Source organism: Bacillus sp. K7, assembly GCF_053903245.1.
Genome location: NZ_CP096406.1, coordinates 3,709,001 through 3,726,230, shown reverse-complemented (window position 1 = coordinate 3,726,230; position 17,230 = coordinate 3,709,001). Strand labels below are relative to the sequence as shown.

Genomic DNA, 17,230 nt, shown 5'->3' with positions numbered 1-17,230 from the left:
CATGCGCCTCAATTGACAATAACCGGAAGCAGGCGGACAATAAAAGAGAAAGATGAACCACCCACAGTCTGAAAGGCGGGAAGAGCATGTTTAACAAAATGATAGTTGCGATTGACGGATCAGACATGAGTGCAAAAGCGCTTGAAGCCGCAGTGCATTTGGCCAAAGAACAGCAAGCGGAACTAAGCATTCTTCATGTGGGGAGAGAAGCCGTCGTCACGACTTCTTCTCTGACGGGAATTGTCTATGTGCCTGAACATTTTATTGAAGAAATCAGGGGCGAGGTTAAAAAAGAAGGCCTGAACATCCTTGAAAAGGCAAAAGAACAAGCAGCCGAGAACGGCATTCAAGCTGAAACGATTTACGCGCAAGGCGAGCCTGCGCATGAGATTCTAAACACCGCAAAAGAGAAAAGCGCCAGCCTGATCGTAGTCGGCAGCCGGGGCATCAGCGGACTGAAAGAAATGATGCTTGGAAGCGTCAGCCATAAAGTGTCTCAATTATCGCCCTGCCCTGTATTAATTGTTCGATAGATGAAAATGTAAATATCTCTTCTAAAAGATAGCGGTTGGACGGCGTCAGAGGCAATGCGTTTCATTAAACCTTTAAATAAACTTATTTTCAGCTTACCAAAAGAGGCGACTCCCATTGATACCTAAGGGATGGACGCCTCTTTTTGTTTTCAATGCGTGTAGCGGCCTTGTTCATATAATAGTCCCGTATGCTATTTCTTTGCTGCTTTATTGGCCGGCGCAAACCAACCGAATAATGCAATGGCTATTAAGACGCCGTAGAAGATCAGCGTCCAGGTGGTGCTGTGCGGAAAGTGGTGATCCAGAATCCCAATATCCTCATGGGCAAGGGTAATGACCACCAGTTTGACACCGACCCAGGCCACAATGGCATAAGCGGTTGTTTCCAGTGCAGGGCGTTGATTAAGGAGCTTAACAAACCAGGTTGCTGCAAACTTAATCAGGATCAGGCCGGCAATCCCGCCGAGGACAACAACAGCAAACTGTCCTCCATCCATGCCGCCGAAATCATCAAGCGGTGAATCCGGAAGGCCGAGCGCTAAAGCAACCGCAGCCAGAATCGAATCGATGGCAAAAGCGAGGTCCGCTAAAGCAATCTTTCCGACTGTGGGCCAGAAACCTTTTCCGGCAGCCTCCTCTTTCGCTTCCTCATGAATATTTTCATTTTTTTTCCCGAAACGGGCTTTTATCACATGCTTTAAGCCCAGGTAAAGAAGATACGCTGCTCCTATCGCCTGAATCTGCCAGACATTTGCGATAAACGAAATGGCAAAAAGCGCCCCAAACCGAAAGGCAAATGCCATGAGGATTCCATAATTTATCGCTCTTTTTTTCTGATCATCGGGTAAATGCTTGGCGATCACTGCCAGTACAAGGGCATTATCAGCCGACAGCAGTCCTTCTAATCCAATTAAAATGAGTAATGTCCAAGCATATTCCAACCAGATAGACTCCATCAACATCTTTCCTTTCTAAAACGTAAAGTGTGCTGTAAAAGGTGCGATATCAACAGCATTCCCCTTCTCATCTATCGTTAACCCAATTGAGTAGGTTGGTATTTATTGGGGGGGCTTCTTGCTGGCAGAAACCAGGAATGTACATTGCAACATGCAAAATGATTTGTGATACATCATGTAAGTATAGTGTCCGTATTGTTTAAAATTACCAAAGAATAATGTAAAATAGCGAAAAAAAGAATATAATAAATACAGGTAGGTGCACAGACTTTGAGGCGTAAAGCAACTTCTAGCGGTCAGTGTGTCGTTGGAGTAGAAAATGAAACGGATGAGATGTCAGAATTTATAGTGAATAATGCTCAAACCCTGTATAGACGATGGCTGAATAATGGGGAAGCAACTTGCAGTTGGGGTGCTTTCCCTATACATAACTGGAGGTAGAATACGCTTGATGCAACAGGATTTTTCCATTTCGTCGAAACAAAAATCAACAGCCGTGCTGAAAATGGTCATCTCCATGGTGATTTTCGGTTCCATCGGCTTTTTCTCGGAGCATACCAATCTGCCGTCATTTGAATTGGTATTTGTCCGTTGCCTTTGCGCGACGCTATTTTTAAGCTTCTGCTGGCTGGCGTCCGGCCAGTATAAAACTGAAAAGTGGAGCAAGAGGGACGTGCTGCAGACATTGGCGTGCGGTTTCTTTCTTGTATTCAACTGGGTGTTTTTATTTAAGTCTTTTGAAGAAACATCTGTCACGATCGCCATATCCGTATATCATCTTGCGCCGGTGCTTGTTCTTCTTCTGGGAAGCATCATCTACAGAGAAAAATTAAACGTCATCTCCGTCAGCTCCATCATCATCTGTTTTCTGGGAACGGCGCTGATTTCCGGGATTAATGGCAGCACATCACTAACACAGCTGATGGGATCAGGAATCATTTGGGCCATTCTCGCCGCGTTGTTTTATGCGTTTACCACTTTATTGGGAAAAGGCATTCAAAACCTCAGCCCTTACACGACCACCTTCCTGCAAACGGGTTTAGGGATCATCATCCTGATTCCGTTTATTCACTTCGGCGCTTTTGCCGGTCTGTCTCAAGGCAACTGGATCATGGTGGTGTCTACCGGAATCATCCATACGGGTATTGTCTATTTGCTGTTTTTTGATAGTTTACGATTTTTATCAACGAAATTTATTTCCATCATTGTCTTCCTCGATCCGGCTGTCGCAATCGTGCTGGATACCGTCTTCACAGGCTTTCGCCCGGACCTCTACCAAACACTAGGCATCGTGATGATCTTTGCTGGCATGGCTTTGACGCTTGTCAGGAAGCGGGGGAAGGCGGAGTTGGTTGCTGAGGATAAGGATGTTGAACAAGTTCAATAATGACAGGAAGAGTGTGAAAAGGCCTAATGGGCCTTTTTTTGTTTTAGGTCAATTGACTCTCGCTATTCCTTAATATAACATAAACTTTCTAGAAAAATATTGTAATAATATTTCATTCTAGTTAAGATTATTGGGTAAATATTACGTTTATTACAAAAGGAGAGAGGAAATGAAAAAAAGAAAGAGGCGGACCTTTAATAGGTTCATTGCAGTTTTTTTAGTATTGGCTCTAATGATTTCATTATTGCCGGCAGATGTACTGGCAAAAACCACAGAAGAAGAGACTGGAAATCGTATCGTTGCTGATGATCCAGAAGAAACGCTTCAGAATGAACAAACAGAACAAGCGGTGCCTTTTCCTCAACAAGATATAAACAAAGAGGGAGAAATCACCTCAGAAAGAACAGAAAATACAAAGCTTTATTATGAAGGAGACGGTGTTTATAAACAGGAAGTATATCCTGAGCCTATTCATACAAAGGAAACACCGAATGCTGACTGGGAAGACATTTCTCCTGAGTTAAAAGAGTCGACAAGCAAACAAGTCGAGACAGAAAATGCCATCCTGAATTCAGATTTTCAAAAGCAAATGAACAACGGGCTTTATGCGACTTTTGAGCACAATGACCACAAACTTACATATTCACTTGTAGAAGCGAAAGGCCCAAATAAAACTTCACTTACTCCGATAGATACCTCAGCAGACTATAAGACCGACAGTAATGAGATTGTGTATCCGGATGTGTTTCCGAATATTGATCTTCAGACTTTCACATTCAACGAAAACATCAAAGAAGATTTGGTCCTTCATCAGTATGATGGATACAACACATTTACATTTCAGGTCAAAACCGATTTACAGGCTAAAGAACAAGAGGATGGATCCATTGATTTTTCTGATGAAAAAGGCAAAGTTGTTTTTTCTGTGCCTAGACCTTTTATGACGGATTCAAAGTTAGATGAACTTTCCGGTGAGGTTGAACGGTCGGACAAAGTCAGCTACAAGCTGGAAAAGAATGAACAAGGGTATTTGCTTCACCTCACAGCGGACGAGAATTGGCTGAAAGACCCTGAACGGGTATACCCAGTTTCTATCGACCCGTCAACGTCTGTATCTGTTTCATCAGATACGTTTGTCATGAGCGCCTATCCGACGACGAATTACTCGGCATCCTCACAAAAATGGGATGCCAATTTAAAGTCTTACGTGCTGAAAACGGGCTACTATGACAAAACAACAGGCACAAACTATGCGTTCATGAAATTTAACAACCTAAAACCGATTCAAAATATGACTGTCACCAAAGCGACATTAAAAACATACGTTGCCCATTCCTATTATGGAACAAAGGCAACCGGTCTCTGGCTGGATACAGTCAACAGCAATTATGATCATGCAAAAGTAACTTGGAACACGAAACCGGCATCTAAAAATATCGGAAAAGCAGACGTCCATAAAGGACAGTGGGCGAGTTACGATGTGACTGCGGCTGTAAAGTCATGGAATTCCGGCGGGGCCAACTATGGATTTAAGCTTCATGCAAACGGAAACGGCAAAGAATATTGGAAAAAACTGATTTCATCAGCGAACTCCGCCAATAAACCGTATATTGAAGTGACGTACACCATACCAAAGGGAAACACACCTGCTGTTAAAGCATACAGTAACGGGAACGGCACTGGCTTTTTCAATATCAGCTGGAAAAAGGCCGATGGTGCAAAAGGTTATAAGGTGTGGATTTATAATGGGAAAGAATATCAAGCGATCTCAGTCGGCAACACGACATCCTGGAGCTCAAAAGGGAAAAACATTTGGCCGACAAGTGCAGAAATTTCATCCGGTAAGTACAAGCTTCACCTTGATGGAAAAGGCGGAACTGAATTAGCGCTAGATCCATCCCCCGTGTATAAGAATTCCGGCGGAAGCTATGCCACAAGCAAAAACTATTGGATTGGCGTCAGTGCGATCTTTGACCAGGGAGAAGGAGCAATGTCCGCACCGGCAAAGCCTGTTATCCCTCATGTAGGAAAAGCTCAAGCACCGTCAACAAAGGGCTTTAATAATGGGAATGCCACAGGGTACTTCGATCTTTCTTGGAAAGCTGTCTCTGGTGCAACCGGCTATAAGGTTCAGGTGTTCAATGGAAAAGGCTTTGAGACACTTGATCTGGGAAATCAGACGTCTTGGACCACCAAGGGGAAAAAAATCTGGCCGACAAGTGCAGAAATCAAAGCGGGAAAGTATGCTCTTCATCTAAAGGACGGAAACGGAGCAGAGCTGCCGATCAATCCCGGACCAACCTATAAAAACGCCGGAGGGGATGCAGCCAAAAAAAATTACTCATTTAAAATCATCGCTTATAACAAAGATGGCGAAGCCATTGCATCACCGGCTGCCAACCCGACACTTCCTGATATCGCTAAACCAAAGAACTTATCCGGTTATGTGTATACAAACACAAAATCAAGCCAAACCGGCTATGTGAATTTGATATGGGAAAAGGTTCAACATGCGAAAGGCTATAAAATTAATATCTATAACGGAAAAGAATATCAGTCCTATGATGTTGGGGACGTGGATCATTGGACAACCCAAAATAAAAACATCTGGCCGACGTCTGAGGAAATAAAAGCCGGAAGCTACAAGCTGCATACAGACGGAAAAGGCCGTGAATTGGCACTTGACCCGTCACCTGTCTATAACAATGCGAATGGGAATGATAAAGGGAGGAAGAATTATTCTTTCACTCTATCCGCCTATGATGCCAATGGTGAAACGATTCCGACGGCACCCTTTAACCCAACGTTCCATGAAGGCGCAGAATTCCTTGGAACAGAAGAATACTGGTCTATCATTGATATCCCAAGCGGCCAGTTAAATGGTGCGACAGGCAATGTCATCGTAAATGAAGAAGATTTATCAATTGACGGACGAGGGCCGGGACTTGGCTTATCGAGAACCTACAACAGTCTTGACAGCTCCGATCACTTATTTGGACAAGGCTGGTATGCTGATGCAGAAACATCTGTCATCTCAATGGACGGCGGGGCAATGTATATTGATGAAGATGCTACGACACATCGCTTTACCAAAAAAGCCGATGGCACATATCAGCCGCCGACCGGTGTCTATCTTGAATTAACAGAAACAGCTGATCAGTTCATATTAAAAACAAAGGATCAAACCAACGCTTATTTCAATAAAAAAGGCGGCAAACTCCAAAAGGTAGTGGATGGCCATAACAATGCAACTGTCTACACTTACAATGACAAAAATCAACTGACAGCCATTACAGACGCATCAGGCCGCAAGCTCACATTCACATATGATGAAAATGGCCATGTGACTTCCATCACCGGACCTAAGAATAAAAAAGTCACCTACTCATATGAGAATGATTTGCTGAAGAAGGTTACGGATACAGACGGGACTGTCACAAGCTATGACTATGATGCGGAAGGGCGCCTGGTCAAACAGTATTCAGCTAACAGTACCGAAACAAAGCCTGTCTTTACCGAATATCAGTATAGCGGGCACCGTCTCGATAAAGCAATCAACGCTAAAAAAGAAACATATGTCTACAGCTATGATGCTGATAAAAAGACGCTTCTTATGACACAGCCGAATGGCCGGAAAGTACAGTACGGCTATAATGAAGCGGGAAATCCAATTCAGGTCATTGATGATGCGGAAGGGCTCAAAATTACAACGAATACAAAATATGAAGGCAATAATGTCGTAGAAGATGTAGATCCAAACGACGTTGGAACCGGAAAAGCAACAGAAAGCTATCAATATGACAAAGATGGCAACGTTACATCGATTAAAGACGCATATGGAACAGAGACGTACGAATACAACAAAAACAACGATGTCACAAAGATGAAGGATACCGAGGGGAATGTCACTGATATTGCCTATGACGGACTGGATGCTGTATCCGAAACCGATCAGAGCGGAAAATCATCTTCAGCAGCTGTTTATGATCAATACGGAAATCAGATTCAATCCAGCAAAGATTTATCAGCCTCAACCAATATTCTAAAAGACGGAAGCTTTGAAGTGCAAAAATCCGCCTGGAATCTGACTGCATCTAAAGACAGCGGCAAAATCTCAGTCGTCGCCGCTAAAAGCGGAGTCCTTTCCGGATCAAAGGCATTGGAAGTCTTGAGCCAATCAACGACTGCCGGAACAGATCTCGGGTATTCGTCAGCGACACAAACAGTGGAGCTGGAGCCGAATACAACCTATACATTAAGCGGGAAAATCAAAACAGATCTATCGAAATCAAGAGCCTATTTTAACATTGATTTGCGAGACAAAGATCAAAAACGAATTCAATGGATTCACAATGAATACAGTGCATTAGCCGGGAAAAATGATTGGACCAAACGGCAAATCACTTTTACGACTCCAGCACATGCAGGAAAAGCTGTAGTGTACATGGAAGTCGATCATAGAGATAAAGATGGCAAAGGAAAAGCATGGTTTGATGAAGTCCAGCTGGAAAAAGGCGAAGTATCGTCAAGCTATAACCCAGTTCAAAACAGCAGTTTCACAGCAGCAACGGAAAACTGGAGCGTAAGCGGGGCATCCGTTGATTCTGAGGAAGGATTTAATGATGATGTATCATTAAAAGCTGCCCGAACCAGTGCGTCCCAAGCCGGATCAGTAACAAAACAAACCGTTGTCTTAGGGCAAAGCGCAAACGACAAACCGGTTTATCTCACACTGACAGGAATGTCGAAAGCCAGCAGCGTCAAATTTACAGATGAAAAAGACTATTCTCTGCAGGCGAATGTCACTTACGCGGACGGCAGCACAGGTGTATACAATGCAAAATTCCCATCAGGAACACAGGAATGGAACCGGGCTGCTGTCGTTATACCAAAAACAAAACCGGTCAATAAAGTCGATATCAGCATTCTGTTTCAAAAGAGTGCGACAGGAACAGTCTGGTTTGATGACATCCGTCTGATTGAAGGAAGCCTTCTGACAAAAAGCACGTATGACAGTAATGGCAACTATGTGACCAAGGAAGAAGATGAACTAGGATACGCCACTTCAACTGATTACGATGAAACGGGTAAGAAGACGGCTGAAACGGATGCAAAAGGCGAAAAAACAACCTATACGTATGATCAGGCAGACCAATTGACAAACATGATGCTCTCCAACGGCACGTCTATCCTTCACAGCTATGATAAGGAAGGCAATGAGGTAAGCAAAACCATTCGGGCAGGAGCAGATCAAACCTATCAATACGAATATGATGTGATGGGCAAGCTTGTCAAAACAACTGACCCTCTGGGCAATGTGCTAGCAAGCGAATATGACGCCAACAGCAACCTGACCAGAACCATTTCACCGAATGGCAACGAAGTGTCTCTTTCTTATGATGGAACAGACCGGGTAAAATCAAAATCGTATAACGGTACAGAAAAGTACAATTTCACGTATGACAAAAATGGAAATGAAACGTCGGTCGTCAATAAAGAGCAGAACACCACAAAGAAACGGACATTTGACAACAAAAACCGTTTAACCGAATTGACCGACCGCGGCGGCAGCCAAACTTGGACATATCCTAGTGACTCCGATAAGCTCAAAACCTTCTCATGGACTCATGGGGACCAAAAAGGAACGAATCAATTTACGTATAACAAACTGGATCAAATGATTGAGATGAAAGACAGCATCTCTTCATATTCATTTGATTATGATGAAAATGGCAACGTCCAAACCTTTATTACGGGCAACGGCGGCGGAACAAGTTTTTCTTATGACGAAAGAAACCTTGTAAGCTCGCTGCATATTGGCGACAAAAATGGCGGAAACATCCTGACGGAAAGCTATGAATACGACGCCAACGGCAACCGCATCACGATAAACAGCTCAGCAAGCGGCAAGGTGAAATATGAATATGGAAAGCTGAATCAGCTTGTCAAAGAAACCCATGAAGACGGTACTGTCATTGAATACACATACGATGGATTCGGCAACCGGGAAACCGTTACAACTGTAAAAAACGGTTCAAGCAAAACGGTGAATGCTTCCTTCAACATCATGAACCAGCTGACAAAAGTCAATGATGAAAGCATCTCTTACGATAAAAACGGCAACCGCACATCCGACGGCAAATTCACATATACGTGGGATGCAGAGGATAACCTGACTGCTGTTACAAAAAAAGGCGAAGACAAGCCGTTCGCAACATACAAATATGATGAAAAAGGAAACAGAATCCAAAAAACCGTCAACGGAAACGTCACGAACTACTTCTACGACGGAGACAGCCTGAACGTCTTGTATGAAACGGACGCGGACAACAAAGTCACAAAATCATACACATACGGTGACAGCGGCCAGCTATTATCCTACACAGAAAATGGCAAGAAATATTTTTATCACTACAACGCACACGGTGATGTCATTGCCATCTCAGACAGCATGGGAAAAACCGTTGCCAAGTATCAATATGACGCATGGGGAAATCCAACAAAAACCGAAGCAAGTGATGAAGTAAAAGACAACCGCTACCGCTACGCAGGCTACCAATACGACGAAGAAACCGGCCTGTACTATCTCATGGCCCGCTACTACGAGCCAAGAAACGGCGTGTTCCTATCGCTCGACCCAGACCCAGGAAGCGATGGAGATTCACTAGATCAAAACGGATATACCTATGGAAACAACAACCCGGTCATGAATGTCGATCCAGACGGCCATTGGGTATGGTTTGTTGTCAATGCAGGATTTGCGGTATATGATGGATACAAAGCTTATAAATCAGGCAAGGGTTGGAAAGGCGTAGCGGTTGCAGCCGCATCAGGATTTGTAGGTGGTGGAAAGTTAAAATTAACAAAAAAAATCGGAAAATGGGCCACCTCAAGACATTGGTATAAAGGAACATTTAAAACTAAAAGAAAGTCATTGGACTATCATCATAATAAACATATTGTGAGAAATGGTAAATCTTACAGTAAAAAGAGATATACAAAAGTTGCTAGAGCATTTTATAGATCTAATAAGCATTTACGCGAAAAAGTAATACTAGCTACTGGAAAAAAAGGTTACAGGATTAAGAATGGAAAAAGAACTGGTTATTACACAAGAAGTGGAAAGGTAGTTACATTTGTGAATAATAAATGGAAGAAAAAGAAAAAACGTTAATTTTAATTTCTACAATATAGAAGGGCCTGAATATGGATGAAATTTTTTAAAAGATATAATATTGATCAAAAAACATTAGATGAGTTCAAAAAATATTATGTATTATTACATGGTCCGTTTCCAAATGATATGTATGATTTTGAAGAAGAAACAAATACTTCTTTAGATGAATTTTATGAATTTTTTGCCTTAATAACTGGAAGTTTAAATTATATAATTGAAGATAAAAAAATTCCTAGATATCAAAGAGAAATGTTAAAAAAAACGTTCTATGAACATTATCCTCATTTTAGGAATTATAAAAGTGATATTTTAAAATATCAAGAATTAAGTGAATGCTTAGAATTTCATGAAAAAATTAGGATTTTGATTAATAAGCTTATAACAGGAGTATGAATCTTTAAACTAAAATAATAAACAAAAACAGCTGTCAAGTATATTTGACAGCTGTTTTAATTAATTCGGGAAAGACACAATTTATTTTTACAGCGACAGTCTGAATGTGTATACTTTCACAAAAGCATACACATACGGTGATAGTGGACAACTGCTAGCATTCACGCAAAATGGCAAGAAATATTTCTATCACTACAACGCACAAGGTGACGTCATTGCAATCTCAGATAGCACGGGAAAAACCGTTGCCAAGTATCAATATGACGCATGGGGAAATCCAACAAAAACCGAAGCAAGCGACGAAGTAAAAGACAACCGCTACCGCTACGCAGGCTACCAATACGACGAAGAAACCGGCCTGTACTACCTCATGGCCCGCTACTACGAGCCAAGAAACGGCGTGTTCCTATCGCTCGACCCAGACCCGGGCAGCGACGGAGATTCATTGGATCAGAATGGGTATGCTTATGGAAACAATAACCCGGTGATGAATGTTGATCCGGACGGGCATTGGGTATGGCTTGTGGTAAATGCCGGATTTGCAGCCTATGATGGGTATAAGGCATATAAATCAGGTAAAGGATGGAAAGGTGTTGCTTGGGCAGCTGCTTCTAACTTTGGTCCTGGGAAGATATTTAAGGGTGCTAAGAGGGTTTATAGTTTTGCAAAAATTGCAGGCAGACAAGGAAAACAAGCTAAGTTAAAATCTTTATTAAAGGATCCTAAACAACCTAGGCATGTTAGAGGGTGGATAAAAAATGAAATCAGGCATAAAAAATACAAAAATAGGAAATCTATACGTGTCCCAAAAGGATATGAACTAGCTCACAAAAGAGGATATGAGGCAAGAAAAGGTTCGAGCTATAAGCATTCTAATTTACAAGTAATAAGAAATCATAGGTTGCAGCATTTTCACGATGGTTACGGTAAAGGTAGAAAAAATAAAAGTACTCGGTGGAAATATAGAAGATAATAAGGAGAATAAAAAATGAATGAAAAAGAACTTGAAATGACGTTAAGGTTAGATCCTAATAAAAGATATCGTTATTTTATTAAGAAAGTTGTTGATTATGAAGAAGTCTGGTCATTAAGTAATGAGAAAGGATGGGTTACATCTGAAGACGATAATGGAAAAATACAACTTCATTTTTGGCCAACAAAAGAGCATGCAAAATATTGTGCAATTGAGAAGTGGAAAGATACAAACCCGGAATCAATAAGTTTAGAGGATTTTGTAGAGAACTGGCTTCCTGGTATGCTTGAAGATAAAGTCGGCATTTCTATTTTTTTCAATAATAATGATTCAATTTCAATACCAATTCCTCAAGTTCACTCTGATATCGAGGATGAATTAGAAAACTATTAATTAAACACTTTTTAAGACAGACAATCTTCGCTCTCTCTTAATTTAATTAACTGTGAAAGGAGTTTTTCTATCAATAACTAAAAAAGGTAGTGTTTTATGAAAAAATATCTGAAAAACTAAATGGAAATCATAGAAAGTCTATTAAAAAAAATACGGCAAGAGGTTTTGCCTACCAATTCGCTGATGTAGGGCAAAGCCGCGATTTGTTGGAAGTAGTCTTATCAAATTCTATTGAATGTATGTTGCGCGAAAATTCAAGGTGAATAGCAAAAAGGAGGCTGAACAGTTATTAAAAGAAACCGTTTTTATCTTGGGTTTTAGAGCATAAATGATATTGTCTATCTATTTAATCCACATAGTGATGAAGTGGGAGCTATCAAGAGTACCCTGAAAGAAATTGCGCATCTAGACTGTTTATTAATTTTATTGAATTTGAAGGTCAATTACTTTCTATTAGCTTTATTTTGCAAGAACCATCCTCTTAGTAACTTTGAATACGTGGTGATCAATTTAACCGCGGTAAAGCTAATAGAATGCATAATTAAAATCAAAAGCGAGATTGATTTTAAGGACTCTCATGTACTTATTTGTTTTCAACAGATGATTTAATGATTGGATAAAAGGTATATACTTTTTCGGCTTGATGAGAAATTATGATTATCATCAAGCCCCTTTTATATACGGATTTGTTGGTATATAAACAGAGATTAGTCAGGAGAGGAAGAATGTACAAAACAATTGAACAATGGATAGATTATATTGACGGGGGTTGCAATGTTTTAAAGGTCGATTATCAGTTCTTTAAACAAGAACTCTTACTTGGGATTCAGGTTGTTCAAAATAAAGCTGAATATACGCATAATATTATATTTCAAAATGTAGCTTCTGTTTATTTTAATGGAGGTGATGGTGATATCAGATTGGAAAAGGTTGTACCGGAGGAGTTCAATTGGCAAATTTACGAGATTAGTTATCACCCGGAAGGAATCGGAAACCTATCAAATCCTGTAATTCCAGAGTATCATTCAAATGCTAATTTTCTCATTGACATAAACAGAAGATTGATAGCTGTAGAGGCTGAGACTGTTTCTTTTGATTCAAAACAATTTTATGCGTATAAGGTTAACGAGTAAGAGAACAAATTTCAGCCATTTCTAACTCCTAACTCGGGAGCATGATCAATGAAAAACTTAAAAATGAATAAAATCATCAACACGAAAACCCACGATTGTTTTTTTCATGCCAATGCACAGGGACGTGTCTACATTGGAAAAGGTGTGAAAGGTGATATCACTGTTTCAATCTATGATCCTTCTGGTGATTGTTAAGGATTTTAAAGTAAAAGAGCAGATTGCATACAGCGATATTCAGCTCTTTCAACAAAGTGTAAATTGCTATGTTTTGGTTTATTACGAATCGTATGAGCCGAAAGTAAAGGTTTTTTCAGAAGAGGGAAGGGAGAAAAGTGTTTTTCACTTGCCTTCCGGGGTTTCCTGCTGTCTTTTGGATGGGAAATAAAACCTATGGGTCGGTTTAAGTGATGAAGGCATTTATGATGATGAAAACTCGAATGGACAAAGTGTGCTGTGCTTCACTTTAGACGGACAACTAAAGGAAACTCACTTTGATCAACAGCTTTCAGAAATATATGCGCCCGTGGTAGATGACTGCTATGCACTTGCAGAAAAAGACGGACTGATATACATGCTGTATTACTCTTATACAGTCATTGCTGCCTTTGATGAGACGGACGTGAGACGAGTGTGGATTGTTTCTGATAAAGAATGTTCGGGGGTATATGACCAGCTTGCGATTTCAGATGACGGGTTTTGGATATGCAAAGATGAACATTCACTGTCCCTCCTTCCGGCTGATGTCAGATGCCGGTTCAAGAGGTGAAGTGCTGTGATCCAGGCGGGCGGGAGCTCTCGATACAACAGCTAAAACTAACAAGTAATGCTATTTATGCAATATCAGACTCGGGGATCTATAAGAGGGATATCAGAGGGGGAAAAGCAAATGAATGAAACATCGTTTTGGCAGCTTATTGACCAAGCTGGCAGCCAGGAAGAACCTAATGAGTGGCTGCGTGATGCATTATTGAAAAAAGAAATCAATGAGATCGTTGATTTTGAATTTATGCTTCAGACATTCATGCACAAAAGCTATCTGTCCTCACTATGGGCGGCAGCATACATCTTAATCGACGGTTGTTCGGACGATACATTTGATTATTTCCGAGGATGGCTGATTGCCCAAGGCAAAGATACATTTGAAAAAGTGCTGGATGATCACGAGTATTTGGCAGCATACATCACGGAGGAAACGCTTGACGAGGAAGGCTATCCGCAAAATGAAGACTTGCTGTCAGTGGCAATTGAGGCGTTGACATATATGAAGACTGGCGACGATGAATGGGATGATGAAGTACACGACGAGCTTTTAGATGCGCTTGAACAAAAGGGAGTTGCCGAATCGGACGGTATTGAATTGGATTGGGAAGAGGAAGATTTGCCTCAAAGGTTTCCAAAACTGTGGGAGCGTTTTGGGGAAAATCCGCTGGGTGAGTTTTAAGTAGTATAGAATATGAAGCTTGTATCAATAAGCGATACAAGCTTTTTTTAGAACAAATCTGGAAGGATACATGACAAAGAAGACAAGAGAATAGTGAAACAATTTAATAGAACTTGAGAAATTAACGGCGAAGGGAATGCGGCTCATGCAAAAAAGATTAATCGAAAAACTCGCCGAGAATAAAAGACGTTTGTTGAAGAGTGAAATCAAAGAAAAACTAGTCCCTTGTGCAGAAAGAGGCTTCAGTTATCGCTTTGCTGATCTGCCGAGAAGTAAGCAGTTGCTTGAGCTGGTTTTATCAAATTCAAAACCAGCCAATACCCGTGAGGTTGATGCTCTCGGAAAAACGGAAGCAAAACAGCTGATCTTGAAAACATCTCAGTCCTATGTTGCCTATGATGACAGGGACGTTCTGCTGTTTCATCAATACAGCAGCGAAATTGGTGCGTTAGTTTGTACCTTAGGAAAATGTCTCGAGCACCTTGATGGCTTATTGGAGTGTATTGAGTTCGACGAAGGGCTTCTCCATCATAGTTTTATTTTGATTGAGCCTGAGTGTCAGTTTGGTTTATGTATATTCCACACGGAATACGGGTGCGAGCTTGTTTATTGGTAGATTGCTTTCTGAGGAGGAAACCTTTTGGAACATATTTTTTACGGAAAAAGCTTCAATCAACCGATCGACTATAAAATCATGTTTGAAGAGTCACCGGGAGAGGATCATCATCATGTCGGAGGGGATGAGTGGATTCTGCCGAATTGCAGGCTTTGCGGGACTCCAATGCATCAGCTTGTTTGTCTTGATGTAAAGGATGACCGGCTGAGCGTGTTGAGAGGGGAGCACTGTGAAGAACTGGTTTTGTTTTCATGCTTAAATTGCTCAATGCTCTGGGAGGAGCAATTCTTTAAGATCGACTTTCGAAACCGCTCTGCGGCTGTCATCAAACAAGAACAGGAAGAGTTTGAAAAGGCTGATGCCGAAGATCAAATTCCGGTTCCGTTGCGGCATGTCCCGGTTTCGCTTGTCGAGATGGAAGCTGAAGATTATCCTACGTCTGAAGAAAGGTACGATGAGATTTTTACAGCACTCGGAACCACATATTTTGGCCGTGTTTTTGGCAAACCTTTGGTCGCGGAAGATAAGCTTGATTTGACTTGCTGTGAATGCGGACAGGACATGACATTTGTCGCTTTGATAACCGGTGAGAATGACTTCGATGGAAAATATGGCGACTTGTTTTTTGGAGAGATGATCCTTTATTTTTCCCTCTGCGGGGCATGTCATATTCTTAAAGTTGAAGCTCAAAGCATTTAAACGTGTTTTGTGAGGAGGGTGAAAAATGGACGTTTGGTCTGATCTTGTGCTTGACGGCACTCATCCTAAAGTGTGTTTGCGCGGTTCGAGAATTTTTATGGACTGTGAATATGAGGCATACCTTAGACATGCTTGCCAATTTATCTATAAGATCCTGCCCGGAGAGGCCGGTATCTATCTGTTTGCCCAGATGACCTATGAATCCCCGACCCGTGTTCAATTGCATCGCAAGCTGTGGAATGCGCTACAAGGCATTGATTTTGCAGATGCAGAAAAAGGGGCTGAACATGTTTATAAAACGGGTGAGCTCCATCATTTTTCTAGCCTTATGAAAATCCGCCGTTCTGACTTGCTGAAAGCGCTGCGGGTGATTGGGGAAAACGATCAGTTTCAATTGATAGCTAGCGAAAAACATTTTGAAGCAATTGACAGTTTCCTAAGCGTACTGCAAGGTAATGAAAACGGAATCGACCTTGCCCCGCTGAACACCTTGAAGGAGACAATGTACATTGAAATGGACTCCCTCGAACACGAATACGATTTGAACATTTACCTGCATCAGGCATATGTGCTGCGATTTAAGAATCATCCTCTTATTGATACAGAAGCACTTGTTCAAATGCTCATGCAAAACAGCCGGGCTTTTGAGGGGGAAGCTTTGCCGATCGATTTGCCTGACCATTTTAAAGAAGAAGGGATTTCAAATTGGATTTTCTTGAAAAGTGCTGGCTCAGACGTCCATCTGGCGAATGCAGCCGCTCCCGGCTTTCCCTGCTATTCAGTTAGAAAATACGATGACATTGTATAAGGTCAATATTTGGGCGAGTTACAAAAATATCTGAAGGGCAGTGCGATGTAATTTCATGTTGGTATCAGCCCGGTTGCTTTGTCATATCCATGTTGTCAGAAGGGGTACGCTTTTGAAAGCATATCGGTATGGGTATGGCTAGCGAATAATGCTGGTTTACGGCTTATGACTGTATAAGGAGGTGAGGAAAATGAGACTTGTTTTAGAACATAATGATCAATTCTTTAATGTGAAACTCTTGTTTGACAGGATTGAGTTGAAGGTTGAGGAGTATAACTGGCTGATCAGTGATCTTTCTGATGTAGCAGTTTTCAAAAACAAAGATTACATTGAGCATGAATTATTCACGAGACAAATAGAATTCATGTACATAAAAGGTCAAAATCTAAAGGAAATACTCAGTATTTATGACATCATTCCCGCTTTTGGAGTATTTACAGCTGTCCCACAATCATTAGAGAAGCTGTCTTTATCCTCGATACCTCTCATAAATGAGAATGCGGCTTACTGGAATAAGAACTATTGCTCACCAGTTGAAGGAGCTGTAATCGAAATCGGATTTTTTGACTCGTCAGATATTGTATTCACTGGCTGCCCCGATTTCATAGGTACTCTAAAAAGGCTATTACCAAATATAAAAACCGTTGAGGAGTATTTAGGGTAGTACTTAGCTTATAGTTTAGAGACTGGTTTGATGATTATATTTTATGAAACAACACAC

General features: G+C 41.2%; 13 protein-coding genes and 2 pseudogenes. 14 read left to right on the top strand and 1 reads right to left on the bottom strand.

Annotation, left to right across the window (positions count from 1 at the left end):
• The first annotated feature begins 86 nt into the window (after positions 1–86).
• Positions 87–533: a universal stress protein gene (locus M1D98_RS19025; protein WP_121643649.1), complete on the top strand. Its 447-nt coding sequence runs from the start codon at positions 87–89 to the stop codon at positions 531–533.
• A 191-nt stretch (positions 534–724) separates the two neighbouring features.
• On the opposite strand, the gene M1D98_RS19020 is transcribed toward M1D98_RS19025, so the two are convergent.
• Complete coding sequence (locus M1D98_RS19020; RefSeq protein ID WP_121643648.1) at positions 725–1,489, bottom strand: TerC family protein; 765 nt, start codon at positions 1,487–1,489, stop codon at positions 725–727.
• A 451-nt stretch (positions 1,490–1,940) separates the two neighbouring features.
• Here M1D98_RS19020 and M1D98_RS19015 point away from each other — a divergent pair, with 451 nt between their 5' ends.
• The 13 genes and pseudogenes from M1D98_RS19015 (at position 1,941) to M1D98_RS18955 (ending at position 17,173) form a co-directional block, all read left to right on the top strand.
• A complete protein-coding gene (locus tag M1D98_RS19015; RefSeq protein ID WP_268559005.1) occupies positions 1,941–2,876 on the top strand; it encodes a DMT family transporter in 936 nt (311 codons plus the stop codon).
• 169 nt (positions 2,877–3,045) lie between these two features.
• Complete coding sequence (locus M1D98_RS19010) at positions 3,046–10,050, top strand: DNRLRE domain-containing protein (protein WP_456279862.1); 7,005 nt, start codon at positions 3,046–3,048, stop codon at positions 10,048–10,050.
• Between the two features lie 36 nt (positions 10,051–10,086).
• Positions 10,087–10,446 carry a YxiJ family protein gene (locus M1D98_RS19005; RefSeq protein ID WP_121643646.1) on the top strand — a complete coding sequence of 120 codons (360 nt, stop codon included), beginning with the start codon at positions 10,087–10,089 and terminating at the stop codon, positions 10,444–10,446.
• A 67-nt stretch (positions 10,447–10,513) separates the two neighbouring features.
• Positions 10,514–11,419: pseudogene (locus M1D98_RS19000) on the top strand (polymorphic toxin type 8 domain-containing protein); the annotation flags it as partial.
• A 15-nt stretch (positions 11,420–11,434) separates the two neighbouring features.
• The gene (locus M1D98_RS18995) at positions 11,435–11,812 is read left to right on the top strand and encodes a DUF2750 domain-containing protein (protein ID WP_039075020.1); all 378 of its coding nucleotides are present in this window, start codon (positions 11,435–11,437) and stop codon (positions 11,810–11,812) included.
• 725 nt (positions 11,813–12,537) lie between these two features.
• Positions 12,538–12,945, top strand: coding sequence for a YxiG family protein (locus M1D98_RS18990; RefSeq protein ID WP_121643645.1), 408 nt, complete (start codon positions 12,538–12,540; stop codon positions 12,943–12,945).
• 48 nt (positions 12,946–12,993) lie between these two features.
• Positions 12,994–13,330, top strand: a pseudogene (locus tag M1D98_RS18985) (hypothetical protein).
• A 63-nt stretch (positions 13,331–13,393) separates the two neighbouring features.
• Complete coding sequence (locus M1D98_RS18980) at positions 13,394–13,711, top strand: hypothetical protein (RefSeq protein WP_121643644.1); 318 nt, start codon at positions 13,394–13,396, stop codon at positions 13,709–13,711.
• A 120-nt stretch (positions 13,712–13,831) separates the two neighbouring features.
• A complete protein-coding gene (locus M1D98_RS18975; protein ID WP_121643643.1) occupies positions 13,832–14,386 on the top strand; it encodes a DUF4240 domain-containing protein in 555 nt (184 codons plus the stop codon).
• 145 nt (positions 14,387–14,531) lie between these two features.
• On the top strand, positions 14,532–15,002 hold the full coding sequence (locus M1D98_RS18970; protein WP_121643642.1) for a YxiF family protein: 471 nt from the start codon (positions 14,532–14,534) through the stop codon (positions 15,000–15,002).
• Positions 15,003–15,026: 24 nt separating this feature from the next.
• Complete coding sequence (locus M1D98_RS18965) at positions 15,027–15,701, top strand: hypothetical protein (RefSeq protein ID WP_121643641.1); 675 nt, start codon at positions 15,027–15,029, stop codon at positions 15,699–15,701.
• Positions 15,702–15,726: 25 nt separating this feature from the next.
• Positions 15,727–16,509 (top strand): hypothetical protein, encoded by a 783-nt coding sequence (locus M1D98_RS18960; protein WP_456279861.1) that lies wholly within the window; start codon positions 15,727–15,729, stop codon positions 16,507–16,509.
• A 190-nt stretch (positions 16,510–16,699) separates the two neighbouring features.
• Complete coding sequence (locus M1D98_RS18955; RefSeq protein ID WP_051922653.1) at positions 16,700–17,173, top strand: hypothetical protein; 474 nt, start codon at positions 16,700–16,702, stop codon at positions 17,171–17,173.
• Positions 17,174–17,230: the final 57 nt, after the last annotated feature.